This is a genomic window from Deltaproteobacteria bacterium, assembly GCA_005879535.1.
In the GTDB taxonomy this organism is placed as follows: Bacteria; Myxococcota; Myxococcia; order Myxococcales; family 40CM-4-68-19; genus 40CM-4-68-19.
On record VBKI01000065.1, the window covers coordinates 7,501 to 33,551 of the forward strand.

The following is a 26,051-nucleotide window of genomic DNA, read 5'->3' on the forward strand; positions in this document are numbered from 1 at the left end:
GCGGGACACGTGCAATCCTGCCTGAATCTGCGGGGACCATCCCGTAAGCCTGAATACTCCCTGTCGACCGATAGTGAACCAGTACCGCGAGGGAAAGGTGAAAAGAACCCCGGTGAGGGGAGTCCAAAGAACCTGAAATCGTGTGCCTACAAGCAGGGAGAGGGCTATGCCCGCAAGGGAATGCCTGATTCCGTACCTTTTGCATCATGAATCGGCGACTTAATGTACGTGGCGAGGTTAAGCCGTGAAGGCGGAGCCGCAGCGAAAGCGAGTCTGAACAGGGCGACGAGTCGCGTGCATTATAACCCGAAGCCAGGTGATCTATCCATGGCCAGGCTGAAGCGTGGGTAAAACTACGTGGAGGGCCGAACTAAATGGAGGTTGAAAACTCCTGAGATGAGCTGTGGATAGGGGTGAAAGGCCAATCAAACCTGGTGATAGCTGGTTCTCCCCGAAAGATATTTAGGTATCGCCTGAGGAAACTCTGTTGCGGAGGTAGAGCACTGGAACGGCTAGGGGTCCTACCAGATTACCAAACCGTACCAAACTCCGAATACCGCAAACAGTTACCCTCGGAGGCAGTGCACGGGTGATAACATCCGCGCGCGAGAGGGATACACCCCAGACCGACAGCCAAGGTCCCAAAGTCGATGCTAAGTGGGAAAGGATGTGGCAGGGCTCAGACAACTAGGAGGTTGGCTTAGAAGCAGCCATCCTTTGAAGAAAGCGTAATAGCTCACTAGTCAAGCCAGGCCGCGCCGAAAATGAAACGGGGCTCAAGCATCGTACCGAAGCTTCGGATTGCTCGACCTCTTCGGAGGTGGAGCAGTGGTAGGGGAGCATCGCAGCGCCGTCGAAGCCATACCGGAAGGAGTGGTGGAGGTTCTGCGAGAGCTGATGCCGATATGAGTAGCGTTAAAACGGGTGAGAAACCCGTTCGCCGTAAGCCCAAGGTTTCCCGGGGGAGGTTAATCCGCCCGGGGTTAGTCGGGCCCTAAGCCGAGGCCGAAAGGCGTAGGCGATGGAGAACAGGTTAATATTCCTGTACCACCTCATGGCGTCGAAGCCGGGGGGACGGAGAAAGCTAGGTTGGCCTCCTGACGGACATGGAGGTTCAAGGGCGTAGGCTGCCCCCGAGGAAAGTGCAACTTGGGGGCACAAGGCCGAGACCCGACGTCGTGGCCGTATGGCCTGAAGCAACCGACGCTCAGCTTCCAAGAAAATCCCCGCATTCAGTGGAGCCATGTGGTGCCCGTACCGCAAACCGACTCAGGTGGGCGAGGAGAAAATCCTCAGGCGCTTGAGAGAACTCTGGCCAAGGAACTCGGCAAATTTCCACCGTAACTTCGGAAGAAGGTGGGCCGCGTTTGGTGAAGGGACTTGCTCCCGGAGCCTTACACGGTCGCAGAGAAACGGCGGTAGCGACTGTTTACCAAAAACACAGGACTCTGCTAACTCGAAAGAGGAAGTATAGGGTCTGACGCCTGCCCGGTGCCGGAAGGTTAAGGGGATTCGTCAGGGGGGTTAAACCCCCGAAGCGATGAGCCGAAGCCCCGGTAAACGGCGGCCGTAACTATAGACATGGACCACTGTAGTTGTAAAATCTGGCTATATGCTGGAACACCCGGTTGAAGCGAGAGTACTCGTCGCTGGGCGCGTAGTTGGCGCCGAAGAAGGCGGCAGTGAAAATCTCCCGCGGACGGGCAATCAGCAGGAAAGGTCTCGAACATGCTTCAAGTTCGAGAAATCCTCAGAGACTGCACGCCAGACCGTTCCGGATGCGGAACGGATGATACAGTCCGATCTGCATGGCAACATGCAGAGCGCGGCAGAAATGACCGCGCCCGGCGAGAAATCGTCGAGCAACAACGATGAACGGTCCTAAGGTAGCGAAATTCCTTGTCGGGTAAGTTCCGACCTGCACGAATGGCGTAACGACTTCCGCACTGTCTCGGCCAGGGACTCAGCGAAATTGAAATAGCTGTGAAGATGCAGTTTACCCGCAGCAAGACGGAAAGACCCCGTGAACCTTTACTCTAACTTGCCAGTGACACTAGGACTTGATTGTGTAGGATAGGTGGGAGCCTTTGAAGCCTGGGCGCTAGCTCAGGTGGAGGCAACGGTGAAATACCACCCTGTTGAGTCTTGGTGTCTAACCTGGTCCCGTGATCCGGGACGGGGACACTGGCTGGTGGGGAGTTTGACTGGGGCGGTCGCCTCCCAAAATGTAACGGAGGCGCGCGAAGGTTCCCTCAGGCTGATTGGAAACCAGCCGACGAGTGCAATGGCACAAGGGAGCTTGACTGCGAGACCGACGGGTCGAGCAGGTGGGAAACCAGGTCATAGTGATCCGGTGGTTCTGTATGGAAGGGCCATCGCTCAACGGATAAAAGGTACTCCGGGGATAACAGGCTTATCACGCCCAAGAGTTCACATCGACGGCGTGGTTTGGCACCTCGATGTCGGCTCATCGCATCCTGGGGCTGGAGCAGGTCCCAAGGGTTTGGCTGTTCGCCAATTAAAGCGGTACGCGAGCTGGGTTCAAAACGTCGTGAGACAGTTTGGTCCCTATCTGCTGTGGGCGTAGGAGGCTTGAGGGGTCCCGACCTTAGTACGAGAGGACCGGGTTGGACGGACCGCCTGTGTACCAGTTGTCACGCCAGTGGCACCGCTGGGTAGCAGTGTCCGGATCTGATAACCGCTGAAAGCATCTAAGCGGGAAGCAGACCTCAAGACTAGGCCTCCCGGGGCGTAAGCCCCCTGAAGAGCCGTCGAAGACGACGACGTTGATAGGTCGGAGGTGTAAGCGCGGCAACGCGTTGAGCTGACCGATACTAATCGCTCGTGCGGCTTGGTCGTTCTTCTCTTCCAGCTGCTTTACCGAATTTGCAGAAGACCAGGGTCGAGCGCGGCACAGTGCCGCCGCGACGACACGTCGCTTGCGCATATGCAAAGGTTTCCGCTTTCCGGTGGCTTTATCGGAGGGGTTCCACCCGTTCCCATCCCGAACACGGCAGTTAAGCCCTCCAGAGCCGATGGTACTGCACGGTTTCCGTGTGGGAGAGTAGGTCGCTGCCGGAATTTTTTCTGACGCCTCGCCGCGGTGCTTCGAGCCCCGCCGCGGGGCGTCGCTCTTTTGTCGGGTTCGTCCGGCGACCGTTGCGACGGGACCGGTTTCACGTGCATGGATCAGCGATGTCGCGAGGCGGAATCGCCATCAGGCTTTTCGCATCCTGCGCTGTCGCGCTGTTAGCCTGCGGAGGATCTGGGCAGCGCGGTCTCGCCTGTCCACCGTGCCCATCGAGTATGGTTTGTGTCGACGATCCGAAGGACGCGTGCGACGCAAGTAGCGAGCTCTGCGCCGGACTCTGTGTCGCCACATCTCCGCAATGCGGAGGAATGGCCGGGCTGCGCTGTCCACAGGGGATGACATGCGTCGACGACCCCCGTGACGATTGCGATCCGAAAGCCGGCGGAGCCGACTGCTCAGGCTTGTGTGCACCACAGTAGGCTTGGCTCCCTCGTCGGACGAGCGCGACCATGGGCTCCGACGCCACTCAGGCAGGTGGCGCGGGGCGGCTACCGTTCTTCCGGCGGACGCCAAGCAACGCCGCCGTGACGTTGACGGGATGCAGAACCAGCGCGCCGATCCGGCCCCTGAGGCTCGTCGGCTCGGAGACGATCCCGAGCTGCCGGAGGACCGTGGTCCGGTCGTAATAGATCCTCTCGCCCGCGAGCCGATCCTGGTCGTCGAAGGTGTACACGGCGCAGAGCGGGAAATCGAAGCGCCGACCGGTCGCAGGCAATCCGCGCCAGGCGCCCAGATGCGTACCCGTAAGCTCGACCTCGAGCACGATGCAATCCTCGGCGACATGCCGATGCTTCACCTCGATGTGAAAGTCCGGAGCCGCGCGCAGCATCGTCTCGTAATAGCTGCGGACGCCGTCGAGCCCTTCGTGGCGCTCGGACCAGGGCGCGTCGTCATAAAACCCATTGGTTCCGAAGGTCGATATGAGACCGTCGAGATCGTGCGCGTTCTCGAATCGGATGTGTTCCTCGACCTGCCGTATCCGGCGAGCTGCTGAAGAAGAGGGGTCCATGGGCGCTCCCTCGTCGCCAGTTTGCTCTTGTGCAAGCTGGAATTCCACCGGACCCACATCGGGCGCCTCTACCCGGCGACTTCCGCCTCGTTGCGCATCTGCGCCCAGAGCGCCGCCACGTGCTCGCGCTCGGTCGGAATCGCCCCAACCGAGACGCGCACCATCCAGCGGCCGTCGAGGATCGCCGGCGTGAGGTACGCCGCGCCGGAGAGGTTGATCCGGTTCGCCCAACCCTGCGTGTGGCGGTCGAGATCCTCTCCGGACATGCCGGAAGGCTCGTGCCGCACGCACAGCGTCTGCAGTGGAACCGGCGCGAGCACCCTCCAGCCCGGCGTCGCCCGGATCTGCCCCTCGAGCCACCGCGCATTCTCCAGGTCACGTCGCAGACGCGCCTGCAGCCCCGCTACGCCCTGCTCGCGAATCAGGCACCACAGCTTGAGCGCCCGGAAGCGGCGGCCCAGCGGGATTCCCCAATCGCGCAGATTGCGCACCCGGTTGTCGACCGCCGACTGCAGATAGCTCGGGTTCGTGCTCATCACTCGAACCAGGTGCTCGGGATCGCGCACGAAGTACACCGAGCAGTCGAACGCCGCACCGAGCCACTTGTGCGGGTTGAGCACGACGGAATCGGCGCCCTCGATCCCCTCCCACATCCAGCGGCACTCCGGCAGGATCATCGCCGACCCCGCCATCGCTGCGTCCACATGCAGCCAGAGGCCGTGTTCGCGCGCCACCTCCGCGATGGCGTCCACCGGATCGAGCGCGGTGCTGGTAGTCGTCCCGGTCGTGGCCACCACCGCGCAAGGCCGCAAGCCGCTCGCGAGATCTTCCCGGACCGCCGCCGCGAGCGCGTCCGCGCGCATGGCGGAGGCCGCGTCGGTGGCGATGTGGCGCACGTTGTCGCGGCCGAAACCCCCCAGCAGAGCCGCCTTGTCCACCGAGCTGTGGGCCTGCGCCGAAGCGTACACGACGAGCGGCCGCTCTTCGTCCTGCAAGCCCTTTCCCGCGAGCGAGTACCGGGTGGCGCGCTCGCGCGCACAGATGAGAGCCACCAGCGTGGAGGTGGAGGCGGTATCCTGGATGACGCCCTTCCACGCTCCGGAAAGTCCGACCATCTGCCGCAGCCAGTCGGTGACCACTTCTTCCAGCTCGCTCAGCGCCGGGCTCGATTGCCAGGACAGGCCGAGCACTCCAAGCCCGGTGCTCAGATAGTCCCCAAGCACCGAGGACAGCTCTCCGTTCGAGGGGAAGTACCCGAAGAAGCGCGGGTGCTGCCAGTGCGAGAGGCCGGGCACGAGGATCTCCTCGAGATCGCGGAGGACGCCGTCGAACGACTCGGCCTCCTGCGGCGGCGAGACGGGCAGCCGCGCCGCCACTTCTCCCGGTTCCGCCCGCGACATCACCGGAAGCTGCGCGACTTGCGTCCGATAATCGGCGATGAAGTCGACGATCTGATGTCCGCGGCGGCGAAATTCCTCGGGCGTCATGGCGGTCCCTCGATCCGCCCAGCATAACCCGCGTCAGAACTTCAGGAACGGAGACAGCGCCTCGCGCAGGGCGACGGGATGCATCGACAGCAGATCGTTGTGTTGCCCACCGGCGACGGGGACGAATTGCGCCCGGGGAAAGACGTGCGCAAGCTGCTCGCCCATGGCGAAGGGAACCACCTCGTCCTCCGTGCCGTGAATGATCAGCACCGGCAGCGCGATCCCCGCAGCCTTGGACTGGGTGTCGAATCGGTGGCGGACGAAGACGGCGGGAAATGGTAACAGCGGAAAGACCCGCCTCGCCATCGCCGCGACGGACGTGAATGGCGAGATGAGCACGACCCTCGCGCCCAGCCCGCGCTTCGCCATTTCGCAAGCGACGCCGCTTCCCAGCGACTGACCGAGAAGAACGACGCGCGAGGCGTCCACCTCGCGCTCGGTCCGCAACCAGGAAAGCGCGCTCTCCGCCGCGGCATAAGCGCCTTCCTCCGAGGGCCGGCCGCCCGCGATGCCGTAGCCAGGGTACTCCACCGCTAGAACGCCGACGCCGAAGGAACGCAAGAGCGAGATCATCGGGACGGAATCGGCCAGGTCCTCCCCGTTTCCATGAAAGTAGGCGACGACCCTCTTCCCCTCGAAATAGAGGAACGTCGCCCCCGGCGTGCGCACGAGGTTGTCCGGATACGCCGGTTCCCGGCCTCGCGGAGGCGCAGGAAAGATCATCGCCGTCTGCGTGCATCCTCCGACGACCGCGAACGCGAGTACCAGCGCGGCAATCGATCGCAGCGCCCACCGACCCCGCTTCAAGTCACCGTCACTCGCGTGAACTTCCGCTTGCCGACCTTCAATAGGTAGACGCCGGGGGACAGCTTCGCGTTCGGGTCCGATACCCGTTCCCCCTCGACGCTGACTCCGCCCTGCGCGATCAGCCGGCGCGCCTCCGACCCGGACGCGGCGAGCCCAAGCTGCGCCAGCGTCTTCGCCAGCGGGACCGCGTCCGCTCCGGCATCGCGCGACACTTTGCGCTGCTCGACATCCTCGGGGACCTCGCGGCGCTTGTGGACGAGCTCGAACTGCTCCTCGGCGGCCCGCGCCGCCTCGGGGCCGTGGTAGCGCGCGACGATCTCCTTCGCCAGCTCGGCCTTTGCCTTGCGCGGGTGATCGCGACGCAGCGCCTCGATCTCGGCCAGCGATCGCCGGGAGAGCAGCTCGTAGTACCGCCACATCAGCCCGTCGGAGATGCTCATCAGCTTGCCGTACTGCTCCTGCGGCGGCTCGGTGATGCCGACGTAGTTGCCCGTCGACTTGCTCATCTTGTCGCCGACGATCTTCCCGTCCACCTCGCGCGCGTCGATTCCCTCCAGGAGCGGCCCGGTGAGGCAAACCTGCGGCGCCTGGCCGTACTCCTTCTGCAGCTGCCTTCCGACGAGGAGGTTGAAGAGCTGGTCGGAAGAGCCCAGCTCGACGTCCGCCTTCAGGGCGACGGAATCGTAGCCCTGCGCCAGCGGGTAGAGCAGCTCGTGGAGCGCGATGGGGATCTCGTTCTCCCAGCGCTTCTTGAAATCTTCCCGCTCCAGCATGCGCGCCAGCGTGTACCGGGCCGCGAGCTTGATCAGCCCCGCCGAGCCCAGCGCGGTGAGCCATTCGCTGTTGAAGCGCACCTCGGTCCGCGCCGGGTCGAGGATGCGAAACACCTGCTTCTTGTACGTCTCGGCGTTCACGGCGATCTGCTCCTCGCTCAGCGGCGGCCGCGTCGAGTTGCGGCCGGTGGGATCGCCGATCATCCCGGTGAAGTCGCCGATCAGGAAGATGACGGTGTGGCCGAGATCCTGGAATCGGCGCATCCGCTCCAGAGGGACGGTGTGGCCGAGGTGAAGATCGGGCGCGGTGGGATCGAATCCCATCTTCACCCGCAGCGGCACCTCCTTCTCGTAGGAGGCGCGCAGCTTCCTCATCAGATCTTCGCGGGTGTGCACGTCGACCGCGCCGCGCGTCACCTCCGCGAGCTGCTCGTCCGGCGTCGCCTTGCGCAGCACCGAGCTCATTGCGCAAGCCTCTGCTGCACGCGGGTGATGTTGCGCGCCCGCCCGCTGGCGTCGTCGATTTCGACGATGGCGCCCTGCAGATGCACGTCGCCTTGCGCGAGATCGAAGGGCGAGTGCCTCTGCGTGAGGAACCGCTCGATCGCCGTCTCCTTGCGAAGGCCAATCACGCTGTCCCACGGACCGCACATGCCCACGTCGGTGATGTAGGCAGTCCCTCCGCGCAGCACGCGCTCGTCGGCAGTCTGGATGTGGGTATGCGACCCGAGGACGGCGCTGACGCGGCCATCGAGGTAGTGCCCCATGGCGTTCTTCTCGCTCGTCGCCTCGCAGTGCATGTCGACGAGCACGCAGCGCACGCCTTCCGCGCGCATGGACGCGATCAGCCGATCCGCCGTGCGGAACGGGCAGTCGAGCGGCTTCATGAACACGCGCCCTTCCAGATTGATCACGCCGAGCCGCGCGCCCGACGCCGCGCTGAGCACCGCGTGCCCCCGTCCAGGCGCGCCTTCCGGATAGTTCGCCGGCCGGAGCTGCCGGGAGTCCGCGCGTTCGAGGTAGGGAGCGATCTCACGCTTCGCGAAGGTGTGGTTCCCGCTGGTCAGCAGATCCAGTCCCGCGCCCAGAAGCTCATCCGCGCTCTCCGGCGTGATCCCGGCCCCGCCGGCCGAGTTCTCCGAGTTGCCGATGCACAGGTCGAGGCCATGGTCCGCGCGAAGTCTGGGCAACAGCTCCCGCACCGCGTTCCGGCCCGGCTTCCCGACGATGTCGCCCACGAACAGGATCTTCATAGGACGGAAACCCACCGCGCTTCCGTGCACACCGCGCCAACCCGGCGGTCATGCTCGCCGACCGGGACCTCCGGCACAAGCTGCGAATCGAAGACCAGTGCGACGCTCCGTCCCTTGTACGCCGACAGCGTGGCGTCGTAGTGGCCCTTGCCACGGCCAAGGCGTCTGCCGGCCGCGTCGACCGCCATCGCCGGAACGACCAGGAGATCGATCCCGGCGAGCGCCACAGGAGAACCGGTGGGTTCCTCGACGCCCAGCGCTCCTGCGACGAATACGCCCGCTGAGCGCCGGAACTGCAGCGCACGATCTCCGGGAACGACCGCCGGGTAGCAGACCTCCACTCCAGCGTCGTGCAGCGCCGCCGCCACCGACGCCGTCCCGCACTCCGAGGGGAGGGCCCGGTAGAGGGCCACCATCCGTGCTCGACCCTGCAGCGCGTTCGCCAGCAGCCTTTCTTGCGCACTGACCGACGCGGCAACGAATTCCGGCGACCCCGGCTTGGGAATTCCCGCGCGCACGCGCGCCCGCAGCTCCCGCTTCTGGTCGTCGAGAGAAGGCATGCAAAAAAGCGGGAGCCGGCTTGCGCAAGCCGGCTCCTCCAGAAAAAACCCCCGCCTCGGCCGTGTGGGCAGCGTCGATGGTGCCCTGCGCTATGGCAGGTGGGATCCCTGTTTTCCCGCTTCAGGCTTCCCCGTTGACCGCGCGGGGCGCGGCGGGGGCTTGCACACCACGGAATTCTCGGGACCCCTGGATACAGCTATCGGGCACGAGGTCAGCTATCCATCACGCAATCCAGGCAGGGGAAGCTTCGAGGCCCTGCGCAATTCCTCCTCTTGAGAGAAGTCTGGGGCGACCTGCGGCCGGTGTCAACGCAACATTGCGCACACCCGGGAGCACCCGTAGAGTGATCGACATGGCCGCCCCCCTGCTCGCCGTGCCGGCCGCCACCGCGTCCCCGTGAACAATCCGCGATTCGGCAAATACGAGATCGTCCAGCTCCTCGGCCGCGGCGGCATGGCGGAGGTGTACAAGGCGCGCGCGGTGGAGGGGCCGCGCAAGAACCAGCTCGTCGCCTTGAAGCGGCTCACCCCGCGGCTCGCCAGCGACCCCGAGGCGGTGGACCTGTTCTGCGGCGAGGCCGACGTGTCGGCGATGCTCAAGCACCCGAACATCGTCGAGGTGTTCGAGGCGGGGGTGGTCGGCGAGGTCTACTACCTGGCGATGGAGTACGTGGACGGCCGCGACCTCGCGCTGATCCTTGCCCGCTGCCGGGAGCGGAGGATCTTCCTCCCGGTGCACTTCGCGGTGCACATCGCCAAGGCGACGCTCGATGCGCTCGCCTACGCGCACGCAGCGCGCGGACCCACCGGTCTGCACCTCAACATCGTGCATTGCGACGTCTCGCCCTCGAACCTGTTCATCTCCCGTCTCGGCGAGATCAAGCTGGGCGACTTCGGCATTGCCAAGGTGCGCTCGCTGGGCGACGGAGACCAGGCCGGCACCCTGTGGGGCAAGCTCGCCTATCTCGCGCCGGAGCAGCTCGAGCGGCGCCCGCTCTCGCCGCAGGTAGATCTCTGGGGAGCCGCCACCATCCTGTACGAAGCCCTGACCAACCAACGCGCCATCCGTGGCGCGGACAACGACCAGATGCAGGAAGCGTTGCGGGCGGGGCGGATTGCCGGGGTGGAGTCGCTGCGGCCCGACATCCCGACCGGGCTGGGCGACGTGGTGCACCGCGCACTGCAGATCGACCCGGCCTCGCGCTACGCCAGCGCGCAGGAGTTCGCCGAGGCGCTGGAGCCATTCCACGACGAAATCTCCGGGGGCGCGCTCGGGATCGCTTCGGTCGTACGCGGGCTGTTCAGGAGCTGAAACTCCTTCTCGCCTGCGCCACGATGTCGGGCAGAACGGCGCAAACCCGATCGATCTCCTCCTCGGTGTTCCCGCTCCAGAGCGAAAACCGGATGGCTCCGCGAGCGAGCGCCGGCGAATACCCCATGGCCAGCAGCACGGGCGACGGCTCCAGCGAGCCGGAGCTGCATGCGCTCCCCGTGCTCGTCGCAATGCCCGCGAAGTCGAGGGCGGCGAGCAGCGTTTCGCCGTCGCAACCCTCGAAGGCCACGTTCGCCGTGTTGCACACTCGCGACGCCCCCGCCCCGGCAACGCGCGCACCCGGAATCTCCCGCGCCGTCGCCTCGAGGCGATCCCGCAGGGCGGTCAGCCGGGGCGCAACCGACGGCTGCTGCGCGCTCGACAGGGCAAGCGCCGCACCCATCCCGACGATGCCGGCCACGTTTTCCGTTCCAGCGCGCCGGCCGCGTTCCTGATGACCGCCGCTCTGCACCGCGAATACTTTCGTCCGCGTAGCCACAAGCCCGACGCCCTTCGGGCCCCCGATCTTGTGCGCCGACAGGCTGATCAGGTCCCAGGGGAAGTCGAGCCCCACCTTCCCGGCCGCCTGGACGGCGTCGACGTGCAGCGGCACTCGATGCTCGCGGCAGATCGCCGCGATTTCGCGAATCGGGAAGATCACGCCGGTCTCGTTGTTCGCCGCCATCACCGAGCACAGCGACGCGCCGGGGAGCGCGCGCCGCAGCGCATCGAGGTCCAGCTCACCGGACCCGAAGACAGGAACGCGCACGCATTCGGGCACGCCCGCGCACGCTCCGAGCACCGCCGGGTGCTCCACTGCGGTCGTGACGACCTTGTGCGGTCGCGTTCCGAGGATCGCGAGCGCGTCGGCCTCGGTTCCCCCCGAAGTGAAGATGACGTCGCGCGGCGCGCATCCCAGTGCTTGCGCGCACCGCTCCCGGGCCGTGTCGACGAGGGCGCGGGCGTCCTGCCCGGGTTTGTGGACCGAGGAAGGGTTCGCGAAGAAGTCGGCCAGCGCCGGCGTCATCTCCGCCATCACCTGCCGCGACAGCGGGGTGGTCGCGTTTGCGTCCAGGTAGATGGCCGAAGGGCTCACGGCTCCAGCGGTACGAGCGGAATCCCCGGCCCTGGCCGCAGATGGAACGCCTTCAGGAACGTCGCGAAGATGTCGGTCGCGAGCAGATCCGGCGATCGCCCGCGCAACGGCACGCGCGCCCCCGCCATCGCACCGTGTCCACCGGCGCTCCCGCCGAGCGGCGCGCAGACTTCCCGCACCAGCTTGCCCGCGTTGACGCGCCGGTCGTTCAGGCGGAGCGAAAGATACAGCTCACCCTTGTATGACCCGGTTGCAAGCGACCAGCGCAGCCCCTCGAGGCTGACCAGCTTTTCGGCGACTTCCGGAACGATCTCGGGGACGTAGACTTCACCCATGTCCACGACCACGGCCTCCCCGCCGCCGTGGAGGCGGGCGCGCTCGTAGGCGAGGTGATAGGCGGCGAAATACCGGGCCGGCACCGACGGGTGCTCGATGCGCGACAGCGCAGGTTTGTCGATGAGGGGAAAGAGCCAGTTGTAGCAGTCGATGTCCGCCGGCTCGTACTCGCGTCCGAGGTCCCGAGTGTCGCTCTTGATCCCGTAGAAGAGCGCCGTCGCAAGATGCGGGTTCGGAATCAGCTTCGCCGCCCGCAGATATTGCGTGACCATCGTCGAGGTCGCCCCCGCCGGCCCGCCCACGTCGTGGAACGCCGCCATCAGCGACGCCGGTCGCGCCGGGTGGTGGTCGATGACGAGCTGCGGCAGCTCCGACGAAGCGAGCGAGTAATTACCGACCTCGGGCTGCGTGTCGACGAGGCAGACCAGGTCATGCGATTGATGCTCGATCCGGGAGACGGGCTGGATGCCGAGGTGCAGCACTTTCAGCATCGCCTTGTTCTCGGCGCGGCCGATGATCCCGCCGTAGGCGGTGGTCGTGGACACCCCCGCGGAGTGTGCGAGCAGGTAGGCAAGCCCACAGGCGCTCGCCACGGCGTCGGGGTCCGGGTTGTCGTGCGTCAGGATCAGGGCACGATCGTGACCCTTGGCGACCTGGAGGAGCTTCCGCAACCGGTCGCGGATCAGGAACTGGGACGAAGCGAGATCTGGGGGCCGGTCGCTTTCGCGCGGCGAGGGGGCATTGCCCATGGATGTGGCGGCTACCTTAGCTGCGGCGGGGGAGGGTGGCAACGCGGGAGCGGCGGGGCTGTCGGGAAGTCTCCTCCCTCAGGCGCTTGAGCCGCAGCAGGCACGCCCGGTTGCCTTCGGGCGGGATCTCGAGGAAGCCCGGAACATCGCGAAATCGCGGGTCATTCACGAGGCGGCGGAAAGCGACTGGCCCGATTTCACCCTTGCACACGTGCTCGTGCCGGTCGACGCGGCAACCGAGAGGCTTCATCGAGTCGTTGAGGTGGAACGCCTTGAGGAGTCCGATGCCCAACATGTGGTCGAATTGCTTGAACGTTTCGTCGTATCCGCGATTGGTCGACAGGTCGTATCCGGCAGCGAACACATGGCACGTGTCCATGCAGATGGCGATGCGCTCCGGGTTGCGGACGCGGTCGCGGATCTCCCTGAGCTCCTCGAACGTCCGCCCCAACGTGGTGCCCTGACCGGCGGCCGTTTCGAGTAGGACGATGCACCGGCCCTTGTGCGCGGCGAACGTCCGATCGAGAGCGTCGGCGACCGCGCGCAGGCCGGCTCCGGTATCGACGCACGATCCCGGATGGACCACCAAATACGGCGCTCCGATCAGATCGCAGCGCCGCAGCTCATCCGTGAAGGCTTCGATCGACTTCTCGCGGAGATCGCCGGGGCCGCAGCCGAGATTGATCAGGTAGCTGGAGTGGACAGTGGGGAAGAATCCGGCTGCTTTGGCGGCTGCGCGCACCAGTCCGGCGTCCTGCGGGGTGATCTCCCTGGATCGCCACATGCGGCTCGACTTGGTGAAGATCTGCACGGCCTCGGCGCCGTCGGCGAGCGCGCGGGGATAGGCTTCGTGCAAGCCGCCTGAAGTGGATTCGTGCGCCCCGAGCCGCATGGCGGCGGGTCTATAACAGCGAGCTGTACAGCCTCAAGACATAGCCGCAAAGCCTGTCTTTGAGTCCGGTAGCGGCTACTCGCTGGCAGCGCGACGCCGGGAGGTCTCGTCCCACTTCGGCAGGAAGAACTTGAACGCGTTGTCGAGCGCGTTGTCCATGCTCTCCATCATCACCTGGCCGAACTGGCTCGCGTTCAGGCGGAGCGCGTCGTAGTACGTCTCGCGGTCCATGCTGTGGATCACGAGCGGCATGTAGCCGGCGCGGATGAGGATCAGGTTCATCATCATGCGCCCGACCTTCCCGGAGAGATCGGAGAAGGGGAAGATCTCCATGAAGCGATGTTGCGAGTACGTGGCCTGCTTGAACGGGTGCATGCGGAGGAACTCTTCGCTCTCCATGAAGTGGAAGAGCTGCTCCAGCGCGGGCTGGATCTGCACCGGCTGCACGATGTCGTGGAAGTACGTGCGGTGGAGCGGCATGTCGCGTCGGAACTGGACCGGCGTGCGATTCGGCAAGTTGCCGTACAGCACCTCGTACAGCTTCTTGACGAGCGCAAGGCTGTACTTGACCTGCTTCGCCTTGGCTTCCTGCTTGATGAACTCGATGGCGTTCAGCTGGTTCCGGACTTCGGTGAAGGGATGGACCATGCTCGAGTCCACCATTCCGGGGTTCGGGTCCAGCGCCTGGCGCAGCTCGGCATGGGTCAACACCATGCCTTCGAGCGCGCACTCATGGTAGATCCACGACAGCTCGTACTTCTCGAGAAAGTCTTGGGTTTCCCGCGGGCGCTCCCGCATCAGCTCCCGTACGTCCTCGGTGCGGTCATCGAGGTCCAGGTACTGGGTCCGGCTCATGCTGCTGCGCTCCTTTGCCGTGCGAACTCAGCGATTTAGCTTGCTCGTAGAGCGGTCAGGCTAGCAAGTTCGCGGATGAGTCGTCAATGGAAAATTCGGCTGCGGTGGTACGCCTTCCTGCTACATGGGGGCGACCCGCCCGCTTTCCGGACGACCACGCCCCCGATTCGCCTGTACGTTGAGCGAACAAGGCCCTTCATCGCGACATTCCGTCGCGATATGAAGAAGTTACGATGCAGCGCGTCACGTCATGTACCGCACGGATTGGGCACATTCACGCGTTGCTCGAGCCTGTAGGTGAATAGGGACCTGTCCCTACCTGGCGACGGCGCGCTTCCCGTTCGCTTCCGCCTGCGCTGGCGCATCCACGGGCGTGAGCCACTCCGCATACCGCGGCTCGAGCCCGCGCACTGCGCGGAAGAACGTCGCCTGGATTTCGCGGGTGATCGGGCCCATCTCGCCCGCCCCGATGCGCCGATCGTCGACCTCGCGGACGGGCGTGATCTCCGCCGCCGTGCCGCACATGAACGCCTCGTCGCCGCAGTAGAGATAGTCGCGGCTGAAGCGGCGCTCCTCCACCGGAATTCCCTTGTCCTTGGCGATGCGAAGGATGGACTCGCGCGTGATCCCTTCGAGGATTCCTCCCGCGACCGGCGGCGTGTAGAGGACGCCGTCGCGGACGAGGAAGACGTTCTCTCCGGTGGCCTCGCCGACGTATCCCTGCTGGTCGAGGAGGATCGCTTCGTCGTATCCCGCCATCAGCGCCTCGCGCTTGGCGAGGACGCCGTTCAAGTAATGGCCGGTGACCTTCGCGCGCGTCGGGTCCGAGTTCATGTGCATGCGCGTGTACGAGCTGATCTTGACCCGGATGCCTTTCTTCAGCCCCTCGTCGCCGAGGTACGCGCCCCAGTACCAGGTGGCGATGCAGAGGCGCACCGGGTTGACGGCGCCCACGCCCATCAGCCCGTCCGCGTAATAGGCGATGGGCCGCAGGTATCCCTCGTTCATCTTGTTCGCGACCATCACCTGCTTGCAGGACTCGAAGACCTGCTCCTTGGTAAAGGGCATCTCCATCAGGCAGATCTTTGCGCTCTCGAAGAGGCGGCGGACGTGCTCGCGGAGGCGGAAGATCGCTCCGCGACCGTCGGGCTGCGGATAGCAGCGGATGCAACGTCGGGCGCTCTTAGCACGCCGGCGCCAGGTAATGAAAGATGCAGCGCTTCAGATCAACCGCCAAGCACGCCATGCACGCCGAGCAGAGCGCTTGGGGCGGGCACGCACATCCCCAACCTTGGCGTGCTTGGCGTGCTTGGCGGTGAAGCTTTTAGCTTGGCAGTGGGGGGATTGGGGCGAGGAGGCGCTGGAGGGTGGGAAGCTCGTCGAGGAGCTCTTCCTTCGCCGAGCGCACGACGCTTTGCAGGGCGCGCTGGCTGGGCAGAAGCGCGAGCGGCGACAGCGTCTTGCGAAATGCCTTGTACACGTGCGCGTAGGGCCGGTTGCGCGTCACCGCCGGAGCGGCGACGCTCTGCAGGGGGAGCCAGAGCGGCGTCATCAACCGCGGCGCGAACCCGTCGAGGGCGAAGATCACGACGTTCCGGCTGCCGCTGCCGGGAAGCCCGGCGCGCTGCACGTGCTGCCAGGCCGTTCGCACGGGCACATTGTCGACCACGCCGCCGTCGCAGAGGCGGAGCAGATCGTGTCGCTCGAGCAGACCATCGAGCAGCTCGCGCATGCGCGGATCGTCACGCAGCACGTCGTAGTGGATCACGCCCGGGACGCTGGCCGAGAACCCGGCAGCGTCGATGGCGTCGGCCTGGCGCGTCTCCTCGGAGGCGCCGAACACGAGGCGCGTCGTGATCCGCGGGATCCGCGCAAGCTCGGAGATCGCCGCCGTGAGCCTCTGCACGTTGCGGTGCAGCGCGCGCACGCCCCAGCGCGAAGGATCCGGATCGGGCACGCCGAGCATCGACTCGTACTCCTCGAGCGGGCGGGGAAGCTTGCCACGGCGGATCCCGGTGACGGTGACGAGCAGGGGGATCGGCAGGTCGGACATCCGCACCGGCGAGCCGTCCGGGTGGCGGAACCAGTGCCCGATCGCTGCCCGCAGATGGAGACGCAGCGGACCGGGCAGGCCGTAGACGCTGGGCTGCGGCACCAGGCGGAAGATCTTCCGGTAAGTGAGGTCCTGGAGGATTTCCGGGATGCGCGCCAGGTCGAAGCGGCGCTCCCGCGCGCGAAAGAGCCCGAGGATCGCTCCCATCGAGCTGCCGGCGATCAGCGCCGGCTGCAGCCCGGCGGCCTCCAGCAGGGCAAATGCAGCGAGGTGCACGTACCCGGTGCCGCCTCCGCCGCCGCAGACGAGCACGAGATGGCGCTCGCGCACTTCGCGATCGAGCCGATCCGCCGGCAGCCGATGGCCGAGCTGCTGCGCCACCTGCTCCAGCGCCGCCGTGGCGATCCGGTACGACTCGCGCGCTGCGGGGAGTAGCTCGTGTGGCGCCGCCAGCATCGGCCGCTGCGGATCGAGCAGCGGCCAGAGCACCTGGACCAACTGCTCGCGAAACGGGCGCAGGATGGCGGCCACCGCGACGTCGCGGCCGTCGGGCGCCCGCACGTGCCAGCAGCGGCTCAACGCCAGCGCGTAACGGATGGCGGTTTCGTCGCGTTCGTCGAGGCGACCGCGCGCCGCCACCGCCGCCCGCGCGAGCTGGGCCTCCATGGCGGTGACGGGGCCGACCTCCGCGAATCTCTCTTGCAGCAGGGTCATGCGGAGGTGCGCTCGCGCACGACGCTCATGCGGCTCCCAGGACGCGCAAGAAGGCCTGGCGGATGCCGGCCGCCGTGCGCTGGTAGTCGGAAAGCAGGTCATCTCCCGCGCGCGGCCCCGAGTACCCCATGCGGCGGGCGAGGCGGAGAAGCTCGGCGCCGCCCTCCGGCAGGCGATCCACCGAGCGATCGCGGACGATCCGCAGGCGCGATTCCAGCCGGCGGAGGAAGCGGTAGCCGCGGGCGAGCGGCGCGTGGTCCTGCGCGGCCAGATGGCCATGCTCGAGCAGCAGGCCGAGCGCCTGCGGCGTGTTCGCCGATCGGATCTGCGGATCATCCGCGCCGTGGGCGAGTTGGAGGAACTGGACCGCGAACTCCACGTCGACGAGCCCTCCGCGCCCCAGCTTGGAATTGTACCGGCCGGGAGATTCGTCGGCAATTTCGCGCTCGATTCGCTCGCGCATGGAGAGCAGCTCCTTCGCGGCGGCGGCGCGATCGATCGGCCGGTACACGCTCGGCTCGATGACCTGCGCGAATGCGCGCTCGAACAGCGCCTCGTCGCCGGCGACGGGGCGGAGGCGGAGCAGGGCCTGCCGCTCCCAGAGTCGAGCCTCGCGCCCGTGGTAGGAGGCGAGCGCGTCGAACGAAACCACCAGCGGACCCGCGCTGCCGCTCGGGCGGAGCCGGGTGTCGATCCGATAGAGGAATCCTTCCCGCAGCGGCAGGGTGAGGTGGCTGATCAGCTTCTGCGCGATCCGCGCAAAGTATTCGTGGTTGGCGCCATGCTCACCGGCGCTGGAATAGAGGAAGAGGAGGTCGAGATCGGAGTGATAGCCGAGCTCGCGGCCCCCGAGCTTCCCCAGCGCGAGCACGACCATCTCGGCATCGCGCTTGCCGTAGCGCTTCTCGATCTCCGCTTCGACGGCGAGCGCGCCGGCGACGTCGTGCAGCGCGATGCGCAGCACCTCCTCGTTGCGGAAGCGGCGCAGCTCGGTGAGCGCCGCCTCCACGTCGAGCGGCGAAAGCGGCCGCAGCCGGTTGGCGAGGTCGTCGCGCAGATCGGCGCGCTCGCGCACGAGGGCAGCAGCGCCGCGCAGGACGAGCTGGTCGATCAGCTCCGGATGTGTCAGGAGCTGCCGCGACAGGTAGTCGCTGGAGCCGAAGAGCGAAATGAGCAGCCTCGTGGTGCGCGGGCTCTGCGCGAGCAGCTCGCTGGTGGCATGGGGATGGACGGGTCCGCCGTACAGGTCGGCGAGGTGCCGCAAGGCCTGATCGGGATCGGGCGCCGCGGCGAGCTCGGTGACCAAAGCGGCGCCGAGCGGCTGCGCCTGCTGGAACGGGGTGCCGCGCTTTTGAGCCAGCCGCGCCAGCTCCTCGGCGCTCGCATCCGGCTGATCGAATCCCAGCTCCGCCAGCGCTGCCGCGCGCTGCTCGGGGGTGGCGTCCGGATCGGCGGCCGCCGCGGCACGCGGATCCTCGGAAGGGCCGCTTCCGGAAGCGACGCGCAGCAGATCCTTGAACCGCGCCTCGACGCGGCTGCGGTGCAGCGCAAGATCAGCGCTCATCGCGGATGCGTCCTGGTAGCCGGTGCGGCGCGCGAGCCGCTGGTTCTCGCGAACGTCCTCCGGCATCGAGTGCGTCTGTCGCTCGGCGAGCATCTGCACGCGGTGCTCCAGCCGCCGCAGGACGACGTACGCCTCGGCCAGCTCGTCGCGGTCGCGGCTGGAGATCAGGCCTGCATAGAGCAGGCGATCGAGCGCCTTCATCGTGCCGCGCACGCGCAGGTTGGGATCGCGGCCGCCGTGCAGGAGCTGCAGCGCCTGTACGAAGAACTCGATCTCCCGGATGCCGCCGCGGCCGAGCTTGAGATCGATGCCCGGCGCCCGCGCCGCTTCCTTCTCGGCGCGCGCCTTGAGCTGCCGCATCTCGTCGATGGCCTTGAGGTCGAAGTACTTGCGGAACACGAACGGGACGAGCCTGCGCAGCGCGTCCTCGCCGGCGTCCAGATCGCCTGCGATTGGGCGGGCCTTGAGCAGCGCGAAGCGTTCCCAGGCGGCTCCCTGGGACTCGTAATAGAGCTCGAGGCCGCGGATGGCGTTGACGATGGGTCCGCTGCGCCCCTCGGGCCGCAGATCGAGATCGACGCGGAAGACGAATCCGCCTTCGGGCGTCGCACCCGGAGAACCCACCGACGCCGTGACGGCTTCCGCGAGCCGGGCGTAGAAGGCGAAGTGATCGATCGGATTGGCGCCCTGCGTCCGTCCATCCTTGTCATAGACGTAGAGGACGTCTGCGTCGGAGGAGAAGTTCAGCTCCTCGCCGCCCAGCTTTCCCATCCCGAGGACGCAGAAACCCGAAGGACCGCCGGCGCTGCGCTCCGCCGGAGGCCCGTGCAGCGCGCAGAGCCGGCGGTAGTGGAATTGCACCGCCGCCTCGAACGCGCGCTCGGCGAGGCGGGAGAGATCCCGGGTCACGTCGGGGATGGAGGCGCCCGAGAGATCGTTGAGGGCAATCCGCAGCATCTCGACCTGCTTGTGGGCGCGCAGCCGGCGCGCGAACGAGACGCCGTCCTTGCAGCGAGAGGCGCGCAGCGGAGCGGGTCGTTCCGGGAACTGGCTCGAGGCGAGCAGATCGAGGAGGCGAGGGCGGGCGGCGATGATCTGCGCGAGAAACCTCGATGCCGCGCTGATCCGGACGAGCGGCGCAAGCGCCTTGCGTGAAGCGGCTCCGCCGTACCGATCCTTCCGCGAGGAAAGGGCGCGAACCGAACCTGCGAGCGCTCCATCCGGGTCGGCGCTCGCGGCGCAGAGCGCGAGGAGCTCCGCGGCCGGCAACCCGGTTTCCGCCGGAATGCGGGCCCCGAGCCGCTCTGCCCGGTCGGCGTCCTCCCAGCCGGGCGCCGGTTGCGTTCGCGAGGTTCCGTGCACGGCTCCCGAGTGTAGCAGCGGCCCAGCGATTGCCGCGCCAAACCCGCGTCGCTATGCTCAAATTCATGGTGTCGCCCAGGGGACGCGAGGCGCTCGCACCAGAGACGTTTCGTCCCTGGATGGCGCTGCGCACCGTCGTCATGGGCGCGGCGACGCTCTGGATCGCCGTGTTCCTGGCGCTGGCCTTGATGCAGGGCGCGACGCGGTCGTCGTTCTTCTCCGCCGCGTTCTTCGTGGTGCTCTTCACCGCCTGCTCGTTCTTCTACAACCGCCTGGCGTTCACGGTGACCGACACCGGCCTCACCGTGCGGACGGTGGCCGCCGAGCGGACGGTTTCCTTCAGCGACATCCTGCGCGTCGACGTGGTGCCCGGCCTGCTCGGGACGTCCTACGCGGTCCGCACGCGCCTCGGGTCGCTGACGTTCTCCTCGCTTCTTGCGGGGCACCAGCGCCTCTGCGACTTGATCGTCCGCGGCGCCCGACTCAGTTAGCGCGGGCCGCCGAAGGCGGCTTAGGCGATATGCTGTTGCTGGCTGTTTCCGCGAAGGTGGAAACAGCCTTGAAAAGCCAATGCGCGCGGCCGTCGTCCTGCTGATCCTCTCGATCGGGTGCAAGCGCGACCCTGCGTACGTAGTGCATCGCACGAGCGGTCCCATGGCCATCGACGGGGTGCTCGCGGAATCCGGCTGGGGCAGGGCGGAAAAAGCGGGTCCGTTCGTGCGCAGCCTGGACGGCAAGCCCGCGACCGCGGCGACCGAGGCGCGGCTCCTCTGGGACGACGACCATCTGTATGTCGCGTTCCTCTGCGAGGACGCGAACGTCTCCGGCGCGTTCTTCAAGGACGACGAGAAGCTCTACACCTCCAACGTCGTCGAGATCTTCCTCAATCCTTCGGGCGACGGCTCGCACTACGACGAGATCGAAGTGGCGCCGACAAATGCCCTGTTCGATGCGAGCTTCGCCGGAGGACCACGCCAAGGCATGGATCTGTCCTGGTCGTCGCGCGCGCGGCATGCCGTGCACGTGGACGGGACGCTCAACGACCCGCGCGACGTCGATCGGGGATGGACAGTAGAGCTGGCCATTCCCTTCGCCTCGCTCACCGGCATGCCGAAGCCGCGGCCGCAGCGCGGCGACCGGTGGAGGTTCAACCTGTACCGGCTGCGGCAGGGTCCCGGGCAGGCGGGGGAAGGACAGGCCTGGTCACCGCCGATGCGCGGCGACTTTCACGCACTCGATCGATTCGCCACGCTGCGGTTCGAGGATTAACGCCAGCTTGCGACTCGAAGCGTTCGCCCGTCGCTTTCCGCTACGATCGCGCCGGTCGCGGTGAGAAAATGCTGACCCGGTGTGCGCACGAGCACCTCTTCGTTCGGGAACCCGAACCGGTTGCCGGCGCCGACCGAATAGACGGTGAACGCCGGCGCCACACGGCGAAGGAACGCTTCTGTGCTGCTCGTCCGGCTGCCGTGGTGCGGCGCCTTGAGAAGCTGGGCGCGAATCTCCGCGGTCCCTTGCGCCAGGTCCGCCTCCGCCAGCGCCTCGACATCTCCTGCGAAGAGCGCCGCAACGTCGCCGTGGACGAGGCGGAGGACGATGGAATTGTCGTTCAGCGACCATTCCGGCTCGAACCGCGAGGCGACCTCTATGCGCACGCCGCCGAGCACCCGATCATGGGGATCGCGCACCGGAATCCTGCGCTCCGCCGCCCGAGTGCGCACCGCGGAGGCGATGGCATCGCGCTCCGGCGTCATCCACAGCTCGCCCACCGGCATGCGGTCGAGCACGGTCAACAGGCCGCCGGCATGGTCGGGGTGCGGATGCGTGAGCACGACGACGTCGAGGCGGCGGATCCCGAGCTCGGCCAACGCGGGGACGACGTCGCGTGCGCCGGGATCGAACTTTCCCGGCCAGCGCAGGTCGCCGCCGGCATCGATCAACATCGAGGCGCCGCCCGGGAACTGGACCACGGCGGAGTCTCCCTGGCCCACCGCGAGGAAGGTGATGGTCATCCCGTTCCGGGCGGAAGCGAGCGCCGCGCGCATGCCCGCGACCAAGGCGAGCAGCGCCCAGGGAACGAGCGCGAAGCGGAAGCTCCTCCGCGTGCAGAGCGCCACTCCGCCATACCAGAGGAGGCACGCGAGCAATCCCGGCGCGGCGATGACGATGGTGGCGAACGGCAGCGAGGCGAAGAAATGCGACGCCGCCAATGTCGCTCCGGCGAGCACATCCGCGATCCACCACAGGATCACGAGATCGAACGGAACGAGAAGCGTGGCGATGGGGATGGCCGCCAGGCCGGGGAGGAGCCCCAGCGCGTTTGCCGCCACCGAGACGAGCGAAAGGCGATGGAAGGCCGCAGCCAGCAGCGGCGCGGTGCAGAGTGCGGCGGCGGCCGTCGCGCAGGCGAGGCCGAGGAGGTGCTCGAGGAAGCGCCGCCACCAGCGAGCGCCGGTTGGCGGAAGCGGCAGCGGGAGCAGGTCGCGGATGGGACGGGCCAGGAGGATGAGGCCGGCGATGCCGGCGATGGAAAGCTGCAGGGCGAGATCGTGTGCCGCCGCCGGATCGACTGCCGCGCAGGTGGCGGCAGCGAAGGCCAGCGTGGTCAGGGAGTCCGGGCGCCGCGCCAGCGCCGAGCCGAGGAGGCCGACGCATGCGCCGGTGCCGGCGCGGATCGCCGGCCATGGCGAGCCGAGCAGCAACACCTCGAATGCGGCAAAGGGAAGAGCGGCAGCGGCGGCAGCGACACCCGCGCCCATCCGGTCTGCCCACGGCGTACGCAGCCACGCCCGCCTCGCCAGCTCGCGGACCAGCAGCGCCACCACCGCGAGGTGCAGCCCGGAGCTCGCGAGCAGGTGCACGAGCCCGCTCGCGGCCATCTCGTCCTCCACTTCGCGGGACAGGCCGGTCCGGTCGCCGACCGCCAACGCGGTCACCAGCGCGGCCCGCTCCTTCGAGGTGCAGGTCGCCGCGGCGCGCTCGGAGAATCTCGCTCGGAGCTCGTCGAACCATCGCCAGATGCGTGGGCCGGGCTGCAGGACCTCGACGACCTCGGCGCTTCCTTCGACCCCGATGCCGCTCGCCGCGAGCTGCGCGCGCCGATCGCGGCCACCGGGGTTCAGCCGTCCCGGCGGAACGTGCACTTGTCCGAAGAACCGTGCCCGATCGCCGCGATGTACGGCGAGCCCGCGCAGGCGGAGCGAGATCAGTCCCTCGGGAACCCGGACGATTCCAGGAGCGACGACGGTCCCCTCGAAATCCTCGGTCAGAGCAAAAGACGAGGGCTGCTCCTGCGCCGCTCCGCGCAAAAGGCCCAGCGCGAGGCCCAATGCGGCGGCCCGCGCAGGACGCCACGAGGCGAACGGCAACGCGGCAAAAGCCCACCACCACTGCGAGGAGATGCCGAAATAGGCGCCGGCAAGAAATGCCGCAGACGCAACCAGCAACGGCCGGACGCCCACGCCCCCCTCCCCCGAAAACCCCTTGCGCCCGAAAATCCGCGTGTGGGCAAATGCCTACATCGACCGCACGCGGGCCGGCCACGCTACACCCCAATTCGGATCGACGTCAAGCCCACCCTTGACTCCGCATGGCGCTGTGTGTTAAAAGCCCCTTCCTATGCAGACTTTCAAGGTCGGCGACAAAGCCGTCTACCCGGGCCAGGGTGTCGGCGAGGTCATGGGGATCGAGCACAAGGACATTGCCGGCCAGCGGCAGTCCTTCTACGTCCTCAAGATCATGGAAAACGGGATGAAAATCCTGATTCCCATCAATAAAGTCGGCTCTGTCGGGCTGCGGTCGCTGATCGACGAAAAGGCCGTCAACAAGGTCTATACGATCCTGAAGCAGAAGGATATTTCGGTCGATTCCGCCACCTGGAACCGGCGGTATCGCGAGTACATGGAGAAGATCAAGACTGGCTCCGTGTTCGAGATCGCCGAAGTGCTGCGCGACCTCTACCTGCTCAAGTTCGACAAGGATCTGAGCTTCGGCGAGCGCAAGATGCTCGACACGGCGCGCAACCTCCTGATCAAGGAACTTTCCCTCGCCAAGGGCGTCAACGAGGACGACATCGAGGGCGACCTGAAAACGATCTTCAACTGCTGACCAGCCGCTGTACAGGCTGCGGGCGTGGGCACCGAGCAAGTGCCTGCGCCCGTGGCGCTTCGAGCCCCTGAAAAGGCGACCCATGCCGCTGCGCGTCTTCAACACCCTCACGAACGAGAAGCAGGAGTTCCGGCCGCTGCGGCCGGGACGCATCGGGATCTACGTCTGCGGCATCACGGTCTACGACCTCACCCATGTCGGGCACGCCCGGATGCTCACGGCATTCGACGTTGCGGTCCGCTTCCTTCGCTGGGCGGGGTGGGACGTCGCCTTCGTCCGCAACTGGACCGACGTCGACGACAAGATCATCCGGCGCGCCAACGAAAGCGGGCAGGATCCGAAGCGGTTCGCCGAGCACTTCATCGAGGAATGCCGCCGCGACATGCGGGCGCTCGGGATCCTGCCGGCTGACGTCGAGCCGAAGGCGACCGATCACATTCCGGAGATGCAGGCGCTGATCGCGCGCTTGATCGAGCGCGGCAACGCGTACGCCTCGCAGGGCGACGTCTACTTCGCAGTCCGCTCCTTCCCCGGGTACGGCAAGCTCTCCAGGCGCAACCTCGACGACCTGCAGGCGGGCGCCCGCGTCGAGCCGGGAGAGCAGAAGCGCGACCCGCTCGATTTCGCTCTCTGGAAGGCCGCGAAGCCCGGAGAGCCCGCGTCGGTGACCTGGGACAGCCCCTGGGGGCCGGGGCGTCCGGGATGGCACATCGAGTGCTCCGCGATGTGCCAGAAGTACCTCGGCACCACCTTCGACGTGCACGGGGGCGGCAAGGACCTGGTCTTTCCCCACCACGAGAACGAGATCGCCCAGAGCGAAGCCGCAAGCGGTCAGGACCTGGCGCGCTACTGGGTCCACAACGGGTTCGTTACGCTCGATGCGGAGAAGATGAGCAAGTCGCTGGGCAATTTCCGCACCCTGCGCGACCTGTTCGCCCACTGGGACGGCGAGGCGCTGCGCGCATTTCTCCTTTCGACGCACTACCGCCATCCGATCAACTTTACGGATGCGGCCCTCGCCGAGGCGGACGGGCGCGTCGAGTACTTCTACGAAACGCTCGCGAAGGGCGACGCATACCTGGCTCAGAAGAAGTTCTCGGCCCCGTCGAACATGGAACTGGCCGAGGAACAGGTGCATCCATTCCGGGAAGCGATGGAGGACGACTTCAACACCGCCGACGCGCTGGCCCGCCTCGAACGCCTCTACAGCACGCTCAACGCCCGCATCGACGCGAAGGCGCGGCCCCCGGAAGTGGCGGCATTGCTGCACACGGCACGCACCCTCTCGCAGGTCCTCGGCGTGGCAGCGCGTGCGCCCCTGGAAGCGATTCGGGAGCGACGGCGGCTCGCGGCGGCGCGGAAAGGAATCGATCCCGTCTGGGTCGAAGAGCGCATCGGCGCGCGGCTCGCCGCGCGCAAGGCGAAGGACTTCGCGCGCGCGGACGCGATCCGCGCGGAGGTCACTGCGCGCGGCCTGGAGCTCCGCGACGGGCCGGGTGGCACCGACTGGCGGGTGCTTCCGTGAACCGGCTGCGGACCGAGCGACTGGAACTGGTGCAGCTGGACCATTCCTGCATCGAGGCCTGGATCGCCCGCGACGCGAACAAGCTGGAAGAGCTGACCGGAGCGCGGTTTCCCGAGCCGGTGGACGCGCCGCCGCTCTTCGACGCCGATCTCCCGCGGATCCTCGACACTCTCGCCGACGGCCGGTCGGCGGGTCCCTGGCTCTTCGTGCTCAGAGACACCCGCGAGCCGGTCGGCGCCGGCGGGACCGCGGCGATGGGCGATGGCACGCTCTTTCTCGGATACTCCATCTGGCCGAGGCACCAGCGGCGCGGCTACGCCTCCGAAGCGGTGATCGCGCTCTGCGCCCACGGGATGTCGCAGCCTGGGGTGAAGCGGCTGCGCGCGACCATTCCGCGGGGCCATCGGGCGAGCGAACGCGTCGCGGAGCGCGCGGGACTCAAGCGGGTCGGCAAGGACTTCGACCCGGACGTGGGCCCGGTGGGGATCTTCGAGCTCTCGCACTAG

Annotated in this window: 21 protein-coding genes, 2 rRNA genes and 1 other RNA gene (1 of these 24 running past the window's edge); 9 read left to right on the plus strand and 15 right to left on the minus strand. The window is 66.9% G+C overall.

Annotation, left to right across the window (positions count from 1 at the left end; translation table 11 throughout):
* The 3 genes from E6J58_12455 to E6J58_12465 form a co-directional block, all read left to right on the plus strand.
* Nucleotides 1-2,859: ribosomal RNA gene (locus E6J58_12455) — 23S ribosomal RNA — on the plus strand; it begins 418 nt to the left of the window's first position.
* Nucleotides 2,860-2,965: 106 nt separating this feature from the next.
* A 5S ribosomal RNA gene (gene rrf, locus E6J58_12460) occupies nt 2,966-3,081 on the plus strand.
* A gap of 114 nt (nt 3,082-3,195) precedes the next feature.
* Nucleotides 3,196-3,510, plus strand: coding sequence for a hypothetical protein (locus E6J58_12465; GenBank protein ID TMB36936.1), 315 nt, complete (start codon nt 3,196-3,198; stop codon nt 3,508-3,510).
* 47 nt (nt 3,511-3,557) lie between these two features.
* Here the strand turns inward: E6J58_12465 and E6J58_12470 are convergent, their stop codons facing one another.
* The 7 genes from E6J58_12470 to ssrS form a co-directional block, all read right to left on the minus strand.
* A complete protein-coding gene (locus E6J58_12470; protein ID TMB36937.1) occupies nt 3,558-4,100 on the minus strand; it encodes an ester cyclase in 543 nt (180 codons plus the stop codon).
* Nucleotides 4,101-4,168: 68 nt separating this feature from the next.
* The gene (locus E6J58_12475; protein TMB36938.1) at nt 4,169-5,587 is read right to left on the minus strand and encodes an aspartate aminotransferase family protein; all 1,419 of its coding nucleotides are present in this window, start codon (nt 5,585-5,587) and stop codon (nt 4,169-4,171) included.
* A 33-nt stretch (nt 5,588-5,620) separates the two neighbouring features.
* Nucleotides 5,621-6,394 (minus strand): alpha/beta hydrolase, encoded by a 774-nt coding sequence (locus E6J58_12480; protein TMB36939.1) that lies wholly within the window; start codon nt 6,392-6,394, stop codon nt 5,621-5,623.
* Complete coding sequence (locus tag E6J58_12485; protein TMB36940.1) at nt 6,391-7,632, minus strand: tyrosine--tRNA ligase; 1,242 nt, start codon at nt 7,630-7,632, stop codon at nt 6,391-6,393. Before E6J58_12485 ends, E6J58_12480 begins: the two co-directional genes overlap by 4 nt.
* Complete coding sequence (locus tag E6J58_12490) at nt 7,629-8,420, minus strand: TIGR00282 family metallophosphoesterase (GenBank protein ID TMB36941.1); 792 nt, start codon at nt 8,418-8,420, stop codon at nt 7,629-7,631. Before E6J58_12490 ends, E6J58_12485 begins: the two co-directional genes overlap by 4 nt.
* Nucleotides 8,417-8,980 (minus strand): 5-formyltetrahydrofolate cyclo-ligase, encoded by a 564-nt coding sequence (locus tag E6J58_12495; protein TMB36942.1) that lies wholly within the window; start codon nt 8,978-8,980, stop codon nt 8,417-8,419. Before E6J58_12495 ends, E6J58_12490 begins: the two co-directional genes overlap by 4 nt.
* Nucleotides 8,981-9,024: 44 nt before the next feature.
* Nucleotides 9,025-9,226: non-coding RNA, 6S RNA (gene ssrS, locus E6J58_12500), on the minus strand.
* Between the two features lie 208 nt (nt 9,227-9,434).
* Here ssrS and E6J58_12505 point away from each other — a divergent pair.
* Complete coding sequence (locus E6J58_12505; GenBank protein ID TMB37062.1) at nt 9,435-10,292, plus strand: serine/threonine protein kinase; 858 nt, start codon at nt 9,435-9,437, stop codon at nt 10,290-10,292.
* On the opposite strand, the gene E6J58_12510 is transcribed toward E6J58_12505, so the two are convergent.
* The 7 genes from E6J58_12510 to E6J58_12540 form a co-directional block, all read right to left on the minus strand.
* Nucleotides 10,282-11,328 (minus strand): cysteine desulfurase, encoded by a 1,047-nt coding sequence (locus E6J58_12510; GenBank protein TMB37061.1) that lies wholly within the window; start codon nt 11,326-11,328, stop codon nt 10,282-10,284. The two genes, E6J58_12505 and E6J58_12510, sit on opposite strands and share 11 nt — an antisense overlap.
* A 56-nt stretch (nt 11,329-11,384) precedes the next feature.
* Nucleotides 11,385-12,473 (minus strand): bifunctional oligoribonuclease/PAP phosphatase NrnA, encoded by a 1,089-nt coding sequence (locus E6J58_12515; protein TMB36943.1) that lies wholly within the window; start codon nt 12,471-12,473, stop codon nt 11,385-11,387.
* A 16-nt stretch (nt 12,474-12,489) separates the two neighbouring features.
* Complete coding sequence (locus E6J58_12520; protein TMB36944.1) at nt 12,490-13,365, minus strand: deoxyribonuclease IV; 876 nt, start codon at nt 13,363-13,365, stop codon at nt 12,490-12,492.
* A 75-nt stretch (nt 13,366-13,440) separates the two neighbouring features.
* The gene (locus tag E6J58_12525) at nt 13,441-14,220 is read right to left on the minus strand and encodes a cell filamentation protein Fic (protein ID TMB36945.1); all 780 of its coding nucleotides are present in this window, start codon (nt 14,218-14,220) and stop codon (nt 13,441-13,443) included.
* Between the two features lie 315 nt (nt 14,221-14,535).
* A complete protein-coding gene (locus E6J58_12530; protein ID TMB36946.1) occupies nt 14,536-15,426 on the minus strand; it encodes a branched-chain amino acid transaminase in 891 nt (296 codons plus the stop codon).
* A gap of 118 nt (nt 15,427-15,544) precedes the next feature.
* Nucleotides 15,545-17,089 (minus strand): patatin-like phospholipase family protein, encoded by a 1,545-nt coding sequence (locus E6J58_12535; protein ID TMB36947.1) that lies wholly within the window; start codon nt 17,087-17,089, stop codon nt 15,545-15,547.
* Entirely contained in the window at nt 17,013-19,931 is a 2,919-nt protein-coding gene (locus E6J58_12540; GenBank protein ID TMB36948.1) for a bifunctional [glutamate--ammonia ligase]-adenylyl-L-tyrosine phosphorylase/[glutamate--ammonia-ligase] adenylyltransferase, read from the minus strand. The genes E6J58_12535 and E6J58_12540 overlap by 77 nt, the downstream gene beginning before the upstream one ends.
* A 47-nt stretch (nt 19,932-19,978) precedes the next feature.
* Here E6J58_12540 and E6J58_12545 point away from each other — a divergent pair, with 47 nt between their 5' ends.
* Together E6J58_12545 and E6J58_12550 are read left to right on the plus strand one after the other, a co-directional pair.
* Nucleotides 19,979-20,404 carry a PH domain-containing protein gene (locus E6J58_12545; protein ID TMB36949.1) on the plus strand — a complete coding sequence of 142 codons (426 nt, stop codon included), beginning with the start codon at nt 19,979-19,981 and terminating at the stop codon, nt 20,402-20,404.
* A gap of 79 nt (nt 20,405-20,483) precedes the next feature.
* Nucleotides 20,484-21,182, plus strand: coding sequence for a hypothetical protein (locus tag E6J58_12550; GenBank protein TMB36950.1), 699 nt, complete (start codon nt 20,484-20,486; stop codon nt 21,180-21,182).
* Here E6J58_12550 and E6J58_12555 read toward each other — a convergent pair.
* Nucleotides 21,179-23,410 carry a DNA internalization-related competence protein ComEC/Rec2 gene (locus E6J58_12555; GenBank protein ID TMB36951.1) on the minus strand — a complete coding sequence of 744 codons (2,232 nt, stop codon included), beginning with the start codon at nt 23,408-23,410 and terminating at the stop codon, nt 21,179-21,181. The genes E6J58_12550 and E6J58_12555 overlap by 4 nt on opposite strands.
* A 121-nt stretch (nt 23,411-23,531) precedes the next feature.
* On the opposite strand from E6J58_12555, the gene E6J58_12560 reads away from it, so the two are divergent.
* The 3 genes from E6J58_12560 (at nt 23,532) to E6J58_12570 (ending at nt 26,051) form a co-directional block, all read left to right on the plus strand.
* Nucleotides 23,532-24,020 carry a CarD family transcriptional regulator gene (locus tag E6J58_12560; GenBank protein ID TMB36952.1) on the plus strand — a complete coding sequence of 163 codons (489 nt, stop codon included), beginning with the start codon at nt 23,532-23,534 and terminating at the stop codon, nt 24,018-24,020.
* Between the two features lie 82 nt (nt 24,021-24,102).
* Nucleotides 24,103-25,545 carry a cysteine--tRNA ligase gene (locus E6J58_12565; GenBank protein ID TMB36953.1) on the plus strand — a complete coding sequence of 481 codons (1,443 nt, stop codon included), beginning with the start codon at nt 24,103-24,105 and terminating at the stop codon, nt 25,543-25,545.
* Nucleotides 25,527-26,051: a GNAT family N-acetyltransferase gene (locus E6J58_12570; protein ID TMB37063.1), complete on the plus strand. Its 525-nt coding sequence runs from the start codon at nt 25,527-25,529 to the stop codon at nt 26,049-26,051. Before E6J58_12565 ends, E6J58_12570 begins: the two co-directional genes overlap by 19 nt.

Bases quoted from the DNA above. Each gene is read 5' to 3' on its own strand.
- E6J58_12510 (TMB37061.1), bottom strand. From the start codon at position 11,328: ATGGCGGAGATGACGCCGGCGCTGGCCGACTTCTTCGCGAACCCTTCC.
- E6J58_12535 (TMB36947.1), bottom strand. From the start codon at position 17,089: ATGACCTGCTTTCCGACTACCAGCGCACGGCGGCCGGCATCCGCCAGG.
- E6J58_12505 (TMB37062.1), top strand. From the start codon at position 9,435: ATGGCGGAGGTGTACAAGGCGCGCGCGGTGGAGGGGCCGCGCAAGAAC.
- E6J58_12465 (TMB36936.1), top strand. From the start codon at position 3,196: ATGTCGCGAGGCGGAATCGCCATCAGGCTTTTCGCATCCTGCGCTGTC.
- E6J58_12550 (TMB36950.1), top strand. From the start codon at position 20,484: ATGCGCGCGGCCGTCGTCCTGCTGATCCTCTCGATCGGGTGCAAGCGC.
- E6J58_12520 (TMB36944.1), bottom strand. From the start codon at position 13,365: ATGCGGCTCGGGGCGCACGAATCCACTTCAGGCGGCTTGCACGAAGCC.
- E6J58_12490 (TMB36941.1), bottom strand. From the start codon at position 8,420: ATGAAGATCCTGTTCGTGGGCGACATCGTCGGGAAGCCGGGCCGGAAC.
- E6J58_12545 (TMB36949.1), top strand. From the start codon at position 19,979: ATGGTGTCGCCCAGGGGACGCGAGGCGCTCGCACCAGAGACGTTTCGT.
- E6J58_12565 (TMB36953.1), top strand. From the start codon at position 24,103: ATGCCGCTGCGCGTCTTCAACACCCTCACGAACGAGAAGCAGGAGTTC.
- E6J58_12560 (TMB36952.1), top strand. From the start codon at position 23,532: ATGCAGACTTTCAAGGTCGGCGACAAAGCCGTCTACCCGGGCCAGGGT.
- E6J58_12475 (TMB36938.1), bottom strand. From the start codon at position 5,587: ATGACGCCCGAGGAATTTCGCCGCCGCGGACATCAGATCGTCGACTTC.
- E6J58_12515 (TMB36943.1), bottom strand. From the start codon at position 12,473: ATGGGCAATGCCCCCTCGCCGCGCGAAAGCGACCGGCCCCCAGATCTC.
- E6J58_12495 (TMB36942.1), bottom strand. From the start codon at position 8,980: ATGCCTTCTCTCGACGACCAGAAGCGGGAGCTGCGGGCGCGCGTGCGC.
- E6J58_12470 (TMB36937.1), bottom strand. From the start codon at position 4,100: ATGGACCCCTCTTCTTCAGCAGCTCGCCGGATACGGCAGGTCGAGGAA.
- E6J58_12525 (TMB36945.1), bottom strand. From the start codon at position 14,220: ATGAGCCGGACCCAGTACCTGGACCTCGATGACCGCACCGAGGACGTA.
- E6J58_12485 (TMB36940.1), bottom strand. From the start codon at position 7,632: ATGAGCTCGGTGCTGCGCAAGGCGACGCCGGACGAGCAGCTCGCGGAG.